Raw genomic sequence first — 15,708 nt, 5'->3', positions numbered from 1 at the left:
AAGGCCGCTTGCGCGGCCTTCTGACTATTTGCGTGGATAGAGCTCTTTGCGCGAGTAGGGTTCGATGTCACCCTCTTTGCGGGTCTTCAGCAGCTTGAGGATCCACGTGTACTGCTCGGGATGCGGGCGGACAAAAATTTCCACCTCTTCATTCATCCGGCGAGCCAGCTGATGATCATCCGCTTCGAGCAGATCATCCATCGGCGGACGCACATAGATTTCAAGAATATGCCGCTCACTGTTATAGACCGGGAACAGCGGCACCACGCGGGCCCGACACACTTTCATCAGCCGCCCGACTGCGGGCAGCGTTGCTTTGTAGGTCGCGAAGAAGTCAACAAACTCGCTGTGCTCGGCGCCATGGTCCTGATCGGGCAGATAGTAGCCCCAGTAGCCCTGGCGCACCGAACTGATAAACGGCTTAATGCCATCATTTCGGGCATGCATCCGGCCACCGAAACGACGACGCGCGGTGTTCCAGGCATAATCGAGCAGCGGATCGCTCTGATTATGGAACATCGCCGCCATCTTCTGCCCTTCTGACGCCAGCAGCATGGCCGGAATATCCACCGCCCAGCCGTGGGGTACCAGAAAAATCACATTCTCCTGCGCGGCTTTCATCTGGTCGATAATTTCACGACCATGCCATTCGACACGCTGACGAATGCGGGCCGGATCGCGCAGCACCAGCTCGGTCATCATCGTCATCGCCTGCGGTGCAGTCGCAAACATTTCGTCCACCAGCGTGGCGCGTTGCGCTTCGCTGAGTTCCGGCAGGCAGTAATAGAGGTTAATCAGCGCACGACGACGCGCACCTTTTGCCAGCTTACCGGCGAACCGGCCTAAGCGGCTTAATAGCGGATCGCGCACTTTTGGCGGTAAATAAGCCAGACCGGCCAGTGCGCCAATCGCCAGCCAGCTGCCCCAGTATTTCGGTTTGAGAAAAGATCGTTCAAAAACGGGAATGAATTCAGTGTTATTTTTTTTACGGGTTTCCATGCACTCGCCTCAAGCAATGACCGGCTAATGATAGTGGCGGCAAACAAATTTGCAATCATCACGGTCCGGATAACAAAAAACCGACGGGGAAACCGTCGGTTTTTGTGCAACCTGATGAAAATCGCTACTTAAGGCCCAGCTGCGGCAGCCAGGATTTCACCTGCGCCAGATACTCGCTGCGCTCTTTACCGGTCAGGCCTTCCATGCGCGGCAGTTTCGCCGTTAATGGATTGACCGCCTGATTATTGATCCAGATTTCAAAATGCAGGTGCGGCCCGGTTGAACGTCCGGTATTACCGGACAAGCCGATACGGTCACCGCGCTTCACTTTCTGACCCGGCTTCACCAGCACTTTCTTCATGTGCATATAACGCGTCATATACTGACGGCCATGACGAATGGCAACATAGTTACCGGCGGCACCGCCATTTTTCGCCACGACGATCTCGCCATCTCCGACAGCCAGTACCGGCGTGCCGATCGGCAGTGCAAAGTCGACGCCCTTGTGCGGCGCAATACGCCCCGTCACAGGGTTCAGACGGCGCGGATTAAAGTTAGAGGAGACACGATACTGCTTAACCGTCGGGAAGCGCATAAAGCCGCGCGCCAGGCCGGAGCCGCTGCGATCGTAGAACTTGCCATCTTCGGCACGGAACGCGTAATAGTCTTTGCCCCCGCTGCGCAGGCGCACGCCCAGCAACTGGCTCTGTGCACTTTTACCGTCCAGCATTTCGCGCGACATGAGAACGCTGAACTGATCACCGGCACGCAGCTTGCGGAAGTCCATCTGCCACTGCATCGCTTTGATGACGGCGCTTGCTTCAGCGCCGCTCAGTCCGGCCCGCATGGCACTGGCAGCAAAACTGCCACGCACTTCGCCCTGCATGACACTGTTGCGCCATTCGCCCTTCTGCATCTCCGCTTCCATCTTGAAGCCACCCTTCGGGGTGCGCTCATAGGTGCGGGTTTCACGACGGGAGATTTCCCAGCTCAGGGTTTTCAGACCGCCATCATCATCCAGCGTCCAGCTCAGCTGCTGACCCACCTGCAGATTTCGCAGATCGCGGTCGCTCACCACCAGCGCATTGATGTCAGCGATATCGATGCCATACTGATTCAGGGCGCTGCTCAGCGTATCGCCGGAAGAGACGGTGTAGTCATGCACGCCTGCCGTATCCGGCACGTCGGTGTCGACATCGTCTGCAGGCAGCTCTTCGTCCGGTTCCGGTGTGCTCTGATCGATAGGCTCACTGGCTTCTGGCAGCAGCGTACGAAGTTCACTTTTGTCCAGCTCAATCGTTTTGACGATAGGCGTCACGTCATCGGTGGGATGGTAAACATAAGGCCGCCAGACAGCGACGGCCAGAGTGACTACAGTTAAAGAACCCAGCATTACGCGGTGGGGGCGCGGCAAATTATTAAATGCGAGGGCGACAGAGCGGGCTATCTGCTGCACTTTTACCTATTCCTCATGCTCCTTTCAGGCAGCTTTCATACTGGCCCGACAGCTGTGAGAGGAATTTCACATAGCTGTCTTTTGCCAGACTGATGTCTGTCCCCAGCGGGTCGAGCGTGCCTTTATGCACCTGCGTTCCGCGGGCAACAGCATCGATGACTGCTGGCCTGAATTGTGGCTCAGCAAAGACGCAGACCGCCTTTTGCTCAACCAACTGTGTTCGTATCTGGTGTAAACGCTGTGCGCCCGGCTGAATTTCAGGATTAACGGTAAAATGCCCGGCAGGCGAGAGACCGTAGTGCTTTTCAAAGTACGTGTAAGCGTCGTGAAAAACGAAATATCCTTTATTTCTGACCGGAGCAAGTTGTGCGCTAACGCGTTTGTCCGTGTCTGCCAACGCTACCTCAAACTGCTGGAGGTTGGCGTCAAGTTTGGCTTTATCTTGCGGCATAAGTTCCAATAATTTTCCATGGATTGCAACCGCGGTCTTGCGCGCGATCTCTGGCGACAACCACAGGTGCATATTAAACTCACCGTGATGATGGTGATGTGCATCGGCATCCTGTTCTTCAGAATTTTCCGCTGCGTGTTCATCTTCATCTTCACCGCCGCTAATCAATAACGGTTTTACGCCGTCGATGTCGACCATAGCGAGATTTTTTTTGGCCGGAAGTTCAGATGCAGACTTCGCCATAAACGCTTCCATTTCAGGGCCAACCCAGACGACTAAGTCCGCGTTTTTTAAGCGTTTTGCATCAGAGGGGCGCAGGGCATAATCGTGTTCAGAGGCACCATCTGGCAGCAGAACATCAACCGGGGTAACACCATCGGCAATGGCTGCGGCGATAAAACCGACCGGTTTTAATGAGGCGACGACGTTGGCCTCTGCAGGAAGGGTTAACGAAGCTGAAACAGCGAAGGCCGATAAGGCGAAAATTGCGCCTTTTTTATTATGTAACATATTGCGTCATTCCATCGTGACCATGAAGTGGAATGTGATATTATAACATTCGAAATTCTGTGCAACCTGTAAATACTATGACCTCACTTGTCACACTTGATAACGTTTCGATAAAATTTAACCAGCGCAACGTCTTATCGGGCGTCAGCCTGGCGTTGCAGCCTGGCCGTATTCTCACCCTGCTCGGGCCTAACGGCGCCGGTAAGTCTACGCTCGTCCGTGTGGTGCTGGGTTTGCTCGCCCCCACCAGCGGGACGGTTCAGCGCCATGCCGATCTGCGTATTGGCTATGTGCCACAGAAACTGCATATCGATCCGACGCTGCCGGTGACCGTCGAACGTTTTATGCGTCTGACCCGCGGCAGTAAACAGGCGGAGATCCTCCCCGCCCTGAAACGCGTGCAGGCGGGCCACTTACTTAATGCGCCGCTGCAGAAACTCTCGGGCGGTGAAACGCAGCGTGTGCTGCTGGCGCGCGCCCTGCTCAACCAGCCTCAGCTGCTGGTGCTGGACGAGCCGACGCAGGGGGTGGATGTCAACGGTCAGGTCGCCCTCTATGATCTGATCAATCAGCTGCGCGTTGAACTGAACTGCGGCGTGATGATGGTCTCTCACGACCTCCACCTGGTGATGGCTAAAACTGATGAAGTGCTCTGCCTGAATCACCACATCTGCTGTTCCGGTACCCCCGAAGCGGTGTCACAGCATCCCGAATTTATCGCCATGTTTGGTCCGCGCGGTGCGCAGGAGCTGGCGATTTACCGTCACCATCATAATCACCGTCACGACCTTCAGGGACGTATCGTTTTACGCAAAGGACAGAGTTCATCATGATTGAGTTGTTATTACCGGGCTGGATAGGCGGCGTGATGTTAGCGCTGGCTGCCGGCCCGCTGGGTTCGTTTGTCGTCTGGCGCAAGATGTCCTACTTCGGTGACACTCTGGCACACGCCTCCCTGCTCGGCGTCGCGTTTGGCCTGCTGTTTAACGTTAATCCTTACTATGCGGTCATTCTGGTGACGGTCTGCCTGGCGCTGGGTCTGGTCTGGCTGGAACGGCGCCCCCATCTGGCGATCGACACGCTGCTGGGGATCATGGCGCACAGCGCGCTGTCACTGGGTCTGGTGGTCGTCAGCCTGATGAAGAATGTGCGCGTCGATCTGATGGCCTATCTGTTCGGCGATCTGCTGGCGGTGACGCCAGACGATCTCTGGATGATGGGCGGTGGCGTGGTGGTTGTGCTGCTGGTGATGGCATGGCAGTGGCGATCGCTGCTGTCGATGACCATCAGCCCGGAGCTGGCGCAGGTGGATGGCGTCAATATTCAGCGCACCCGGCTGATCCTGATGCTGATCACCGCACTGACCATCGGTGTCGCGATGAAGTTCGTGGGGGCGCTGATTATCACGTCGCTGCTGATCATACCGGCGGCGACCGCCCGGCGTTTTGTTCGTTCGCCGGAAGGCATGGCAGCCGTCGCGGTGGTGATCGGGGTCATCGCTGTGACCGGCGGGCTGACCTTCTCCGCGTTCTATGATACGCCAGCCGGCCCGTCAGTGGTGCTGTGCGCCGCCATCCTGTTTATCTTCAGCATGGTGCGCAAGCCCGCCGTTTAATCTTCGCGCGTGATGCCGAAGTGACGATAAGCATGCTGCGTGGCGAGACGGCCACGCGGTGTGCGCTGAATGAAGCCCTGCTGAATCAGGAAGGGTTCAATCACATCTTCGATGGTTTCGCGCTCTTCACCGATGGCCGCCGCCAGGTTGTCCAGTCCGACCGGCCCACCCATAAACTTATCGATAATGGCCAGCAGCAGCTTGCGGTCCATATAGTCGAAGCCTTCACTGTCCACATTGAGCATATCAAGCGCACTGCAGGAGACTTCACCGCTCATCTCACCGTTGGCCCGGACTTCGGCGAAGTCACGAACCCGGCGCAGCAGACGGTTGGCGATACGCGGCGTGCCGCGGGCGCGGCGGGCGATCTCTAACGCACCGTCGTCACTCAGCGCCAGACCGAGACAGGCGGCGCTGCGGCCCACGATGTGCTGCAGATCCTTAACCTGATAGAACTCCAGCCGCTGCACAATGCCAAAGCGGTCGCGCAGTGGCGAGGTCAGTGAGCCGGCACGGGTAGTAGCACCAATCAGGGTAAACGGCGGCAGGTCGAGCTTAATCGAACGCGCTGCCGGGCCTTCACCAATCATGATATCCAGCTGATAATCTTCCATCGCCGGATAGAGTACCTCTTCCACGACCGGCGAGAGGCGGTGGATTTCATCAATGAACAGCACGTCGTGCGGCTCAAGGTTGGTCAGCATCGCCGCCAGATCCCCGGCTTTTTCCAGTACCGGGCCCGAGGTGGTGCGCAGGTTAACGCCCATCTCATTAGCGACGATGTTCGCCAGGGTGGTTTTACCCAGCCCCGGCGGACCGAAGATCAGCAGATGATCAAGCGCATCACCGCGCAGCTGCGCGGCCTTGATGAAAATCTCCATCTGCTCACGCACCTGTGGCTGTCCGACATACTCATTCAGCAGCTTTGGCCGGATGGCGCGATCGATAATCTCTTCTTCGTTAACGCTGGCAGCGGAGACCAGACGGTCGGCTTCTATCATCACTTACCTCAAATGGCGGCGCGTAGCGCTTCGCGGATCAGGGTTTCACAATCCGCATCCGGTCGACCGACTTTACTGATCATACGGCTCGCTTCCTGCGGTTTATAACCCAGTGATACCAGCGCTGCAACCGCTTCCGCTTCCGCATCGTTGGTATCCGCTTCCGGCCCTGGCGTGGTGAGTGTAAAGGCTGAATCACCGCCAAACAGGTCGCCGTGCATCCCTTTAAAGCGGTCCTTCATCTCCACCACCAGACGCTCGGCGGTCTTTTTACCCACGCCGGGCAGTTTCACCAGCGACGCGATCTCCTCTTTTTCCACCGCGGTCACAAACTGCTGCGCCGACATGCCGGAGAGGATCGCCAGCGCCAGTTTTGGCCCGACGCCATTCACTTTGATGAGTTCGCGGAACAGCGTGCGCTCCTGCTTGCTGTTAAAACCAAACAGCAGCTGGGCATCTTCGCGCACCACAAAGTGGGTAAAAATCACCGCTTCATGCTGAAGTTCAGGCAGCTCATAAAAACAGGTCATAGGCATGTAAATTTCATAGCCGACGCCGTGTGCCTCAAGCAGCACCAGTGGCGGCTGCTTTTCCAGAATGTTGCCCCGTAAACGACCTATCACCTGAATGCTTCCTTAACTTACGAATGTGGCGGATTTTATAACATAAAAAAGGCTGGATGAATATCCAGCCTGAGAGTGAGACGGTGCCGCGGCCGTTAACCGGATCGCAATCGTCCGCGCGTGAGTACCAGCTTGCTGTCACTCATCCGCGTCGCATTCTGTGCCACGTGACAGTGCGTAATCGCAATGGCCAGGGCATCAGCGGCATCCGCCTGCGGGTTTGCCGGTAACTTCAGCAGGGTCCGCACCATGTGCTGCACCTGGCTTTTCTCGGCGCTGCCGATGCCTACCACCGTCTGCTTAACCTGACGGGCGGCATATTCAAACACCGGCAGGTCGTGGTTGACCGCAGCAACAATCGCCGCACCGCGAGCCTGACCCAGCTTCAGCGCGGAGTCAGCATTCTTCGCCATAAACACCTGTTCAATGGCGAAGTAATCGGGTGCGAACTGCGTGATGATTTCGCAGACGCCCGCATAAATCAGCTTCAGGCGGGCGGGAAGCTCGGCGGTGTTGGTGCGGATACAGCCGCTGCCCAGGTAGGTGAGCTGGCGGCCAGTCTGACGAATAACCCCATAACCGGTGATGCGTGAGCCGGGATCGATACCCAGGATAATCGACATTACGCCTCTCCGGTTGAAGCGGTGATGGCCAACGCCATTACAGCGTTTCCGCCACCTCGTCGGAGATTTCACCGTTGTGATAAACCTCCTGCACATCGTCGCAGTCTTCCAGCATGTCGATCAGACGCAGCAGTTTCGGTGCGGTTTCCGCATCCATTTCCGCTTTGGTGGTCGGGATCATCGACACTTCTGCGGTATCCGCTTTCAGGCCGACGGCTTCCAGTGCATCACGCACGCTGCCCATCTCTTCCCATGCGGTGAAGACATCAATCGCGCCATCGTCGTAGCTGAGCACGTCTTCAGCACCCGCTTCCAGCGCCGCTTCCATGACCGCATCTTCATCCTGGCCTGGCGCATAGGAGATGACGCCTTTTTTGTTAAACAGGTAGGCCACGGAGCCGTCAGTTCCCAGGTTGCCGCCGGTTTTGGTGAAGGCGTGACGCACTTCGCCAACGGTACGGTTGCGGTTGTCACTGAGGCATTCAATCATAATGGCGGAGCCACCCGGACCGTAACCTTCATAGATGATGGTTTCCATGTTGGCGTTGTCATCGCCGCCCACACCGCGCGCGATGGCGCGATCCATGGTGTCACGCGTCATGTTGTTAGACAGCGCTTTATCCATCGCCGCACGCAGACGGGGGTTAGACCCCGGATCGCCGCCGCCCAGCTTGGCTGCCGTCACCAGTTCACGAATGATTTTGGTGAAGATTTTGCCGCGCTTCGCGTCCTGCGCCGCCTTACGGTGTTTGGTGTTAGCCCACTTACTGTGTCCTGCCATTTTCTCTTCTCTCCGATCTTTTACAGGGTGCGGGCGATCTGGCTGCGATCCTGTCCTCCGGCGTAGCTCAGACAGGTCGTAACCTGTCAGCCCGTGACGGGCGAGCCTGCGCGTCATCCTCGCGGTCAACCTGACGCGGGTGCCCTCTTGCTGGCGGGGAACATTGTCGCGGCGGCGATGACGCCCGACTGTTTAATAGTGTGGTGTCGTTGTGTTAACACTCACCCGATTCAACTTATCATCTCTCCGTCGCCGGAATAGCGTGCGGCGACAGGTTTTCAGGCGAACTCTTCGATTGCCTGGCGGTTACTCCATGAACGGGTCAATGCTGCCGCCTCCGCCGCTGCCAGCCAGCGAAAGGCCAGATGCTCGGTCAGCCTCACATCGCGCTCCGCTGGCAGTTGCAGGCGAAACCAGTGCTCGTGATTATGGGTGACATCCGGTGCATAGCGATGGCGGAAATGGGGAAAGATTTCAAAGTCGATTTGACGCTGACAATCTTCCATCTCCAGACGCTCAGCCAGCACATCAATACCGACCTCTTCATTCACTTCGCGACAGGCGGTCGCCAGCGGAGACTCACCCGGCTCCAGGCTGCCGGTGACCGACTGCCAGAACGCGGGATCGTCACGCCGCTGCAGCATCAACACCCGGCCAGTATCACGCGCCGAAATCACTACCAGCACTGAAACCGGGTGTTTATAGCCCATTATTTATTCTCAGGCTTTTCTTTTTTAACCACCTGAATGCCCAGCTCCAGCAGGGAAGCCGGGTTCGCTTCGCTTGGCGCCTCGGTCATCATACAGGCGGCTGCAGTGGTTTTCGGGAAGGCGATCACGTCACGGATGTTGTCGGTGCCGGTCAGCAGCATGGTCAGGCGGTCCAGACCAAATGCCAGGCCTGCATGCGGCGGCGTACCGAACTTCAGCGCGTCCAGCAGGAAGCCAAACTTCTCACGCTGCTCGTGCTCTTCAATACCCAGAATGCTGAACACCGTCTGCTGCATGTTGCCGTTGTGGATACGCACAGAACCGCCGCCCACTTCGTAACCGTTGATCACCATGTCGTAGGCGTTCGCCACGGCACGGGTCGGATCGGCCGCCAGCTCTTCGGCGCTCATCTCTTTTGGCGCCGTGAACGGATGGTGCATCGCGGCCAGACCGCCCTCTTCGTCCTCTTCGAACATCGGGAAGTCGATTACCCACAGCGGTGCCCAGGCGTTCTCGTCGGTGAGGTTCAGCTCGCGACCTACCTTCAGGCGCAGGGCACCCAGTGCGTCAGCCACCACTCTGGCGCGGTCAGCACCAAAGAAGATGATGTCGCCATCCTGCGCGCCGGTACGGCTCAGGATGCCCTCAACGATCTCCGCATTCAGGAATTTGGCAACCGGGCTCTGCACGCCTTCCAGTCCATCGGCACGGACATTGACCTTCATCCACGCCAGGCCTTTCGCGCCGTATATTTCGACAAACTTGCCATACTCATCAATCTGCTTACGGCTCAGCTGTGCACCGGTCGGCACGCGCAGCGCGGCGACACGGCCTTTTTCATCGTTGGCCGGGCCAGAGAAGACCTGGAATTCGACGTTTTTCAGCAGGTCGCCTACGTCCACCAGCTCCATCGGGTTACGCAGGTCTGGCTTGTCGGAGCCGTAGCGGTGCATCGCTTCCGCAAAGGTCATCTGCGGGAACTCACCGAGATCCACACCCTTGACGTCCAGCCACAGGTTGCGAATCAGACGCTCCATGGTTTCACGCACCTGTGGCGCGGTCATGAATGAGGTTTCAACATCGATCTGGGTAAATTCAGGCTGACGATCGGCACGTAAATCTTCATCGCGGAAGCATTTCACGATCTGATAGTAGCGGTCAAAACCGGACATCATCAGCAGCTGTTTGAACAGCTGCGGTGACTGCGGCAGCGCATAGAATTTACCTTTGTGAACCCGGCTTGGCACCAGATAGTCACGCGCACCTTCCGGTGTCGCTTTGGTCAGCATCGGGGTTTCAATATCCAGGAAGCCTTCGTCATCCATAAAGCGACGCACAAAGCTGGTGATGCGGGCGCGGGTTTTCAGACGAGCCACCATCTCCGGGCGACGCAGATCCAGATAGCGATACTTCAGGCGCGCTTCTTCGCTGTTGGTCTGATTAGAGTCCAGCGGCAGGGGTTCAGAGCGGTTGATGATGGTCAGTTCCTGGGCGAACACTTCCACTTCACCGGTTGCCATGTCGCTGTTTTTGTTCTTCTCATCACGCGCACGCACGGTTCCGGTAATCTGGATGCAGAATTCGTTACGCAGTTCAGAAGCCAGCTTAAACGCGTCCTGACGATCGGGATCGAAGAACACCTGTACGATGCCTTCACGGTCGCGCATGTCGATAAAAATCAGACTGCCCAGATCGCGACGGCGGTTTACCCAGCCGCAAAGCGTGACTTGCTGACCCACATGAGACAGATTGAGCTGTCCGCAATATTCTGTACGCATAACACTATCCTTTTAACTTCGCCGCTGCAGCTGACAGCATCCGGCCGCGTTACCTGATGCGATGCTGTCGCAAAAATGGCGGCCATTATAATGGAAAAAGCCAGGCAGGATAAACATATCCGCGCCAAAGCACCGATTTCCTCTGTGCATTTGCCCCCCTGCCTGAGCCTGACAGATAATAGGGTATCTTAACCGGCCGCGAGGAGCGCGCGTGACACTGCTTATTGGCCTGCCCCAGTGGCAGCACTCACACTGGAAACGCTGGGGCATTGAAAGCCTGGCGGACTATGCCCGCTATTTCCATTGTGTGGAGGGAAACACCACGCTGTATGCGCTGCCGAATGCCGAAACGGTGATGCGCTGGCGCGACATGACGCACGAGGCATTTCGCTTCTGCTTTAAGTTTCCCAACACCATCAGCCATCAGGCGGCGCTGCAGCACAGCGACGATCTGCTGACCGATTTTCTGCGCCTGATGGAGCCGCTGGCCGATCGCATCGGTCAGTACTGGCTGCAGCTGCCTGCCAGCTTCTCCCCGCCGCAGCTCGATGACCTGTGGCGTTTTCTCGACAGCCTGCCGCGCCGTTTTCACTACGGGGTAGAGGTGCGCCATCCCGCGTTCTTTGCCAAAGGCGAGGCGGAGCGGGCGCTGAACCGCGGCCTGCTGGCACGCGGCATCAATCGCGTGATGCTCGACAGCCGTCCGGTGCATGCTTCCACCTCACAGAGTCCGGCCGCGCTGGCCGCCCGCGCGCAGAAGCCGCGGGTGCCGCCCCACGCGCTGCGCACCGGTTCACAGCCGATGGTGCGCTTTATCGGCAGCGACAGCGTGGAAGAGAGTGTGCCGCTGTTTCAGATCTGGCGCAGCAAACTGGCCGAGTGGCAGCAGCAGGGTGACGCCATGCTGTTTCTGCACACGCCCGATATGGGCCAGGTTTTTCCACTGGTGCAGGCGCTGTGGCCGCAGCTGCAACAGATCGATCCGGCCATCGGTGACGGGCCAGACTGGCCGCAGCAGGCATCACTGTTTTAAACGCCATACGGGACAGCGTGCCGAACGCTGGATAGAATAGCCCCTCTTCTGAATGCGTACCGGAGTGACAATGATAAGCGCGTTATACGTGGTACTGGGTGCCTTACTGATCATGAAATTCACGCTGGACGTCGTGCGTTTCCGCCGTTTTTATCGCGTGGCCTATGGCGACGGCGGCTATCACGACCTGAAAATGGCGATTCGCATTCACGGTAACGCCATCGAAACCATCCCCCTGGCGCTGCTGCTGCTGATCGTGATGGAGATGAACGGCGCGGATATCTGGATGGTGCATCTCACCGCGCTGCTGTTTTTCATCGGCCGGTTTCTGCACGCCTGGGGATTACGCAACAGCGCAATGACCGGCCGCAAATATGGCATGATGCTGACGCTCTTTTCCCTCTGCGGCATGGTTATTTTTAACCTGATCTATCTCCCCTGGGATCTGGTGCTGTCGCTCCATTAAGCGGGGCGGGGTTAAGGGGTGCAGCCTGCCCCACTTTCTGCCAGAATAGCGCCCTTTCCGTCGTCTCTTCGGATTTTCGATATGTCTGACCGCGATCAACTCTTCTCAGCGCCCATTGCAAAACTGGGCGACTGGACTTTTGACGAGCGCGTGGCTGAAGTCTTTCCTGACATGATTCAGCGCTCGGTGCCTGGCTACTCCAACATCATTTCGATGATTGGCATGCTGGCAGAACGTTTTGTTACCCCGCAGAGCCGGGTGTATGACCTGGGCTGCTCACTGGGCGCAGCCACCCTGTCGGTGCGCCGCAACATTCATGTGCCGGGTTGTGAGATCATCGCGGTGGATAACTCGCCCGCGATGGTGGAGCGCTGCCGTCGTCATCTGGATGCCTTCCGCGCCGATACGCCGGTGACGGTGCTGGAAGCGGATATCCGCGATATTGAGATTGAGAACGCCTCGCTGGTGGTGCTCAACTTCACGTTACAGTTTCTGGAGCCGCCTGCGCGCCTGGCGCTGCTGACGAAAATCTGGCAGGGACTGAAACCGGGTGGCGCGCTGGTGCTGTCTGAGAAGTTCAGCTTTGAAGATGCGGAAGTTGGTGAGCTGTTATTTAACATGCATCACGACTTCAAGCGCGCCAACGGGTACAGCGAACTGGAAATCAGCCAGAAGCGCAGCATGCTGGAAAACGTGATGCTGACCGACAGCGTTGAAGCCCACAAAGCCCGCCTGAAGCAGGCTGGTTTCCCGCACGCCGAACTCTGGTTCCAGTGCTTTAATTTTGGTTCACTGGTGGCGTTGAAATGATCGACTTTGGCCGTTTTTATCAGCAAATTGCGGTAGGCCCGCTGGCGAAGTGGCTGGAAGTATTACCGGCTCAAATCAGCGAATGGCAGCGGGAAAACCTGCACGGTCACTTCCGGGACTGGTACAAGTCGCTGGAGTATCTGCCGCTGCTCGCGCCCCAGAAGCTGGACCTGCTGCACAGCGTCACCGCCGACCGTGATGACATCAGCGATCGTCATCGCCAGGGCATTGAAAAATTACTGCGTAACCTGATGCCGTGGCGCAAAGGGCCTTACTCCCTCTATGGCACGCACATCAACACCGAGTGGCGTTCTGACTGGAAGTGGGAGCGCGTGTTGCCGCACATCTCCCCCCTGGCGGGCCGCACCGTGCTGGATGTGGGCTGTGGCAGCGGCTATCACATGTGGCGCATGATCGGTGCCGGTGCGCATCTGGTGGTCGGCATCGATCCGATGCAGCTCTTCCTGGTGCAGTTTGAAGCCGTGCGCAAGCTGCTCAATGACGATCGCCGGGCGCACATGCTGCCGCTGGGGATCGAGCAGTTACCGGCACTGCAGGCGTTTGATACCGTCTTCTCTATGGGCGTGCTCTATCATCGTCGCTCCCCGCTGGATCACCTGTTACAGCTCAAAAACCAGCTGGTCAGCGGCGGCGAACTGGTGCTGGAAACGCTGGTGATTGAGGGCGATGTGAATCAGGTTCTGGTGCCCGGCGAGCGCTATGCCCAGATGCGCAATGTCTTCTTTATTCCGTCAGCCGAGGCCCTGAAGAGCTGGCTGGAGAAAAGCGGGTTTGTGGATGTGCGGATCGTTGATTTTGCCCGCACCACTACGGAAGAGCAGCGCCGGACCGACTGGATGACCAGCGAATCCCTGGCAGAGTTTCTCGACCCCGATGACGCCAGCAAAACGATTGAGGGTTACCCCGCTCCCCTGCGTGCCGTGCTGGTCGCCACCAAACCCTGACGTCTCAGCGGCGGGACAAGGCCAGTTTCGCCGCAAATCCAATAAACACGCAGCCGGTCAAACGATCCATCACCTTCAGCACCGCAGGTTTTTGCAGATGACCGGCGAAAAAGTGGCTGCTGCCAATCAGCACCGCATTCCAGACCAGCCCCAGCAGCATGTGAGCCAGCGCCATCAGGCTGCACCATAGCGCCACTGACGCTCCGGCCGGGATGAACTGAGGCAGAAAGGTGACGTAAAAGACCCCCACTTTCGGATTCAGCAGGTTGCCCATCAATCCCCGACTGAAGCAGGCCAGATAGCCCTGCTGCCGAACCGCGGGCTGAGCTACAGCAGGCGACTGCTTGCGCGGGGTGACCAGCAACCTGACGCCCAGATAGCAGAGCCAGGCCGCGCCGAGCCATTTCAGCAGGTTATAGGCAATCTCAGACGCCATCAGCAGCGCCCCCAGCCCCAGCCCGACGGCGATCCCCCAGAGCAGACAACCCAGCGTCACACCCAGCGCTGTCGCCCAGGCGCGCTGCCAGCCCTGCGCAATGGCCGTTCGCAGCACCAGCGCGGTGTCAAACCCAGGCGTGAGCGTCAGAATGGTTATCGCAAACAGAAATGAAAAGAGCGTGGCGCTCATGATAATTCTCCGTTGTTTCTCCCGGTAAGGGGGGTTCAGGCAGCTTAACAGCCCTGACAGCGTAATGTGCGGGATCACCTGCCACCCCGGGCGGATTGTGCCAGGCTGGATCGGGTCGGGCTATTCATATTAAGGAGACGTGATTATGAGTAAATTTATTTTTTCATCACCCCGTAAATATGTGCAGGGCGCAGGTGTACTGGACGAGCTGGGAACGTTGCTGACTGAACTGGGCGATCAGGCTTTTCTGGTGGCGGATGAGGTTGTCTGGAAGCTGATTGGTGAACGGACGCAACAGACGTTGCAGTCCGCGGGAGTGAAATTCAGCTGGCAGCAATTTAACGGCGAGGCCTCCAGCAATGAGATCACCCGTCTCAGTGCGCTGGCGAAGCGCCAGGGTTGTAACGTGATTGTCGGGCTGGGCGGCGGCAAAACGCTGGACACGGTTAAGGCGGTGGCGGACGAACTTCAGCAGCCGGTAGCCATCGTGCCGACCATTGCCTCTACCGATGCCCCCTGCAGCGCCCTGTCGGTCATCTACTCTGACAGTGGCGTCTTTGAGAGCTATCGCTTCTACAGCAAAAACCCTGATTTGGTGCTGGTGGATACGGCTGTCTGCGCCAGTGCGCCTGCGCGACTCTTTGCCTCTGGCATTGCCGATGGGCTGGCCACCTGGGTTGAAGCGCAGGCCGTGGCGCGTTCCCATGCAAAATCCATGGTCAACGGCGATCCGACCCTTGCCGGACTGGCGATTGCCCGTGCCTGCGAAGAAACACTGCTCAAGTGGGGTTACAGCGCCTATATCGCCGTGAGCGAAAAACGGGTCACGCCCGCCGTGGAAGCGGTGGTTGAGGCGAATACGCTGCTCTCAGGACTGGGCTTTGAAAACGGCGGGCTGGCAGCCGCTCACGCCATTCACAATGGTTTTACCGCCATTGATGGTGACATTCATCATCTGACCCACGGCGAAAAAGTTGCCTATGGCACACTGACGCAGATGGTGCTGGAGCAGCGTCCGGACGAGGAAATTGCGCGCTACATCCGTTTCTATCGCTCTATCAACATGCCGACCACGCTCCGGGAGATGCATCTTGAAAATGAAAGCTGGGAGAATCTGGTGAAAGTGGGCGCTCTGGCCAACAGTGAGGGGGATACGCTGAAAAATCTGAATCCTCATCTGTCACCGGAAGATATTGCCAACGCCCTGCTGGCGCTGGATGCCTTTAGTCAGACAGTGAAATAAGCCGCCAACGGGCGAT

17 protein-coding genes are annotated in these 15,708 nt (G+C 57.7%); 7 read left to right on the top strand and 10 right to left on the bottom strand.

Annotation, left to right across the window (positions count from 1 at the left end):
• Positions 1-24: 24 nt before the first annotated feature.
• The 3 genes from lpxM to znuA all read right to left on the bottom strand — a co-directional run bounded on the left by lpxM (position 25) and on the right by znuA (position 3,416).
• A complete protein-coding gene (gene lpxM, locus OJ965_RS10385) occupies positions 25-999 on the bottom strand; it encodes a lauroyl-Kdo(2)-lipid IV(A) myristoyltransferase (RefSeq protein WP_111207757.1) in 975 nt (324 codons plus the stop codon).
• A 124-nt stretch (positions 1,000-1,123) separates the two neighbouring features.
• A complete protein-coding gene (mepM, locus tag OJ965_RS10380) occupies positions 1,124-2,455 on the bottom strand; it encodes a murein DD-endopeptidase MepM (protein ID WP_046101985.1) in 1,332 nt (443 codons plus the stop codon).
• 13 nt (positions 2,456-2,468) lie between these two features.
• A complete protein-coding gene (znuA, locus tag OJ965_RS10375) occupies positions 2,469-3,416 on the bottom strand; it encodes a zinc ABC transporter substrate-binding protein ZnuA (RefSeq protein ID WP_009089734.1) in 948 nt (315 codons plus the stop codon).
• Between the two features lie 77 nt (positions 3,417-3,493).
• Between znuA and znuC the strand changes: the two genes are divergently transcribed.
• Together znuC and znuB are read left to right on the top strand one after the other, a co-directional pair.
• Positions 3,494-4,249, top strand: coding sequence for a zinc ABC transporter ATP-binding protein ZnuC (gene znuC / locus OJ965_RS10370; RefSeq protein ID WP_009089732.1), 756 nt, complete (start codon positions 3,494-3,496; stop codon positions 4,247-4,249).
• Positions 4,246-5,031 (top strand): zinc ABC transporter permease subunit ZnuB, encoded by a 786-nt coding sequence (gene znuB, locus OJ965_RS10365; protein WP_009089730.1) that lies wholly within the window; start codon positions 4,246-4,248, stop codon positions 5,029-5,031. Before znuC ends, znuB begins: the two co-directional genes overlap by 4 nt.
• Here znuB and ruvB read toward each other — a convergent pair.
• The 6 genes from ruvB to aspS form a co-directional block, all read right to left on the bottom strand.
• Positions 5,028-6,032, bottom strand: coding sequence for a Holliday junction branch migration DNA helicase RuvB (gene ruvB / locus OJ965_RS10360; protein ID WP_009089728.1), 1,005 nt, complete (start codon positions 6,030-6,032; stop codon positions 5,028-5,030). The two genes, znuB and ruvB, sit on opposite strands and share 4 nt — an antisense overlap.
• Positions 6,033-6,040: 8 nt before the next feature.
• The gene (gene ruvA, locus OJ965_RS10355) at positions 6,041-6,655 is read right to left on the bottom strand and encodes a Holliday junction branch migration protein RuvA (RefSeq protein ID WP_009089727.1); all 615 of its coding nucleotides are present in this window, start codon (positions 6,653-6,655) and stop codon (positions 6,041-6,043) included.
• A gap of 95 nt (positions 6,656-6,750) precedes the next feature.
• A complete protein-coding gene (gene ruvC, locus OJ965_RS10350) occupies positions 6,751-7,278 on the bottom strand; it encodes a crossover junction endodeoxyribonuclease RuvC (RefSeq protein ID WP_009089725.1) in 528 nt (175 codons plus the stop codon).
• Between the two features lie 37 nt (positions 7,279-7,315).
• A complete protein-coding gene (locus OJ965_RS10345; RefSeq protein ID WP_265139145.1) occupies positions 7,316-8,059 on the bottom strand; it encodes a YebC/PmpR family DNA-binding transcriptional regulator in 744 nt (247 codons plus the stop codon).
• A gap of 278 nt (positions 8,060-8,337) precedes the next feature.
• Complete coding sequence (gene nudB / locus OJ965_RS10340) at positions 8,338-8,769, bottom strand: dihydroneopterin triphosphate diphosphatase (protein ID WP_111207755.1); 432 nt, start codon at positions 8,767-8,769, stop codon at positions 8,338-8,340.
• Positions 8,769-10,547 (bottom strand): aspartate--tRNA ligase, encoded by a 1,779-nt coding sequence (gene aspS / locus OJ965_RS10335; RefSeq protein ID WP_154928266.1) that lies wholly within the window; start codon positions 10,545-10,547, stop codon positions 8,769-8,771. The genes nudB and aspS overlap by 1 nt, the downstream gene beginning before the upstream one ends.
• Before the next feature lie 211 nt (positions 10,548-10,758).
• Between aspS and OJ965_RS10330 the strand changes: the two genes are divergently transcribed.
• The 4 genes from OJ965_RS10330 (at position 10,759) to cmoB (ending at position 13,821) form a co-directional block, all read left to right on the top strand.
• Positions 10,759-11,580, top strand: coding sequence for a DUF72 domain-containing protein (locus tag OJ965_RS10330; protein ID WP_265139144.1), 822 nt, complete (start codon positions 10,759-10,761; stop codon positions 11,578-11,580).
• Between the two features lie 70 nt (positions 11,581-11,650).
• Positions 11,651-12,046: an MAPEG family protein gene (locus OJ965_RS10325; RefSeq protein ID WP_154928295.1), complete on the top strand. Its 396-nt coding sequence runs from the start codon at positions 11,651-11,653 to the stop codon at positions 12,044-12,046.
• 81 nt (positions 12,047-12,127) lie between these two features.
• On the top strand, positions 12,128-12,856 hold the full coding sequence (gene cmoA / locus OJ965_RS10320; protein WP_009089712.1) for a carboxy-S-adenosyl-L-methionine synthase CmoA: 729 nt from the start codon (positions 12,128-12,130) through the stop codon (positions 12,854-12,856).
• Positions 12,853-13,821, top strand: a complete 969-nt coding sequence (gene cmoB / locus OJ965_RS10315) for a tRNA 5-methoxyuridine(34)/uridine 5-oxyacetic acid(34) synthase CmoB (protein WP_058957334.1) — start codon at positions 12,853-12,855, stop codon at positions 13,819-13,821. The genes cmoA and cmoB overlap by 4 nt, the downstream gene beginning before the upstream one ends.
• 4 nt (positions 13,822-13,825) lie before the next feature.
• Here cmoB and OJ965_RS10310 read toward each other — a convergent pair whose 3' ends face one another.
• A complete protein-coding gene (locus OJ965_RS10310; protein ID WP_154928296.1) occupies positions 13,826-14,449 on the bottom strand; it encodes a LysE family translocator in 624 nt (207 codons plus the stop codon).
• 145 nt (positions 14,450-14,594) lie between these two features.
• Here OJ965_RS10310 and OJ965_RS10305 point away from each other — a divergent pair, with 145 nt between their 5' ends.
• Positions 14,595-15,692 (top strand): glycerol dehydrogenase, encoded by a 1,098-nt coding sequence (locus tag OJ965_RS10305; protein ID WP_046101995.1) that lies wholly within the window; start codon positions 14,595-14,597, stop codon positions 15,690-15,692.
• Positions 15,693-15,708: the final 16 nt, after the last annotated feature.

The sequence above is a fragment of the Pantoea anthophila genome, assembly GCF_026104315.1.
Classification (GTDB): Bacteria; Pseudomonadota; Gammaproteobacteria; order Enterobacterales; family Enterobacteriaceae; genus Pantoea; species Pantoea anthophila.
Note: the sequence above shows the minus strand (reverse complement) of the source record. Positions and strands in the feature narration are given on the sequence as shown.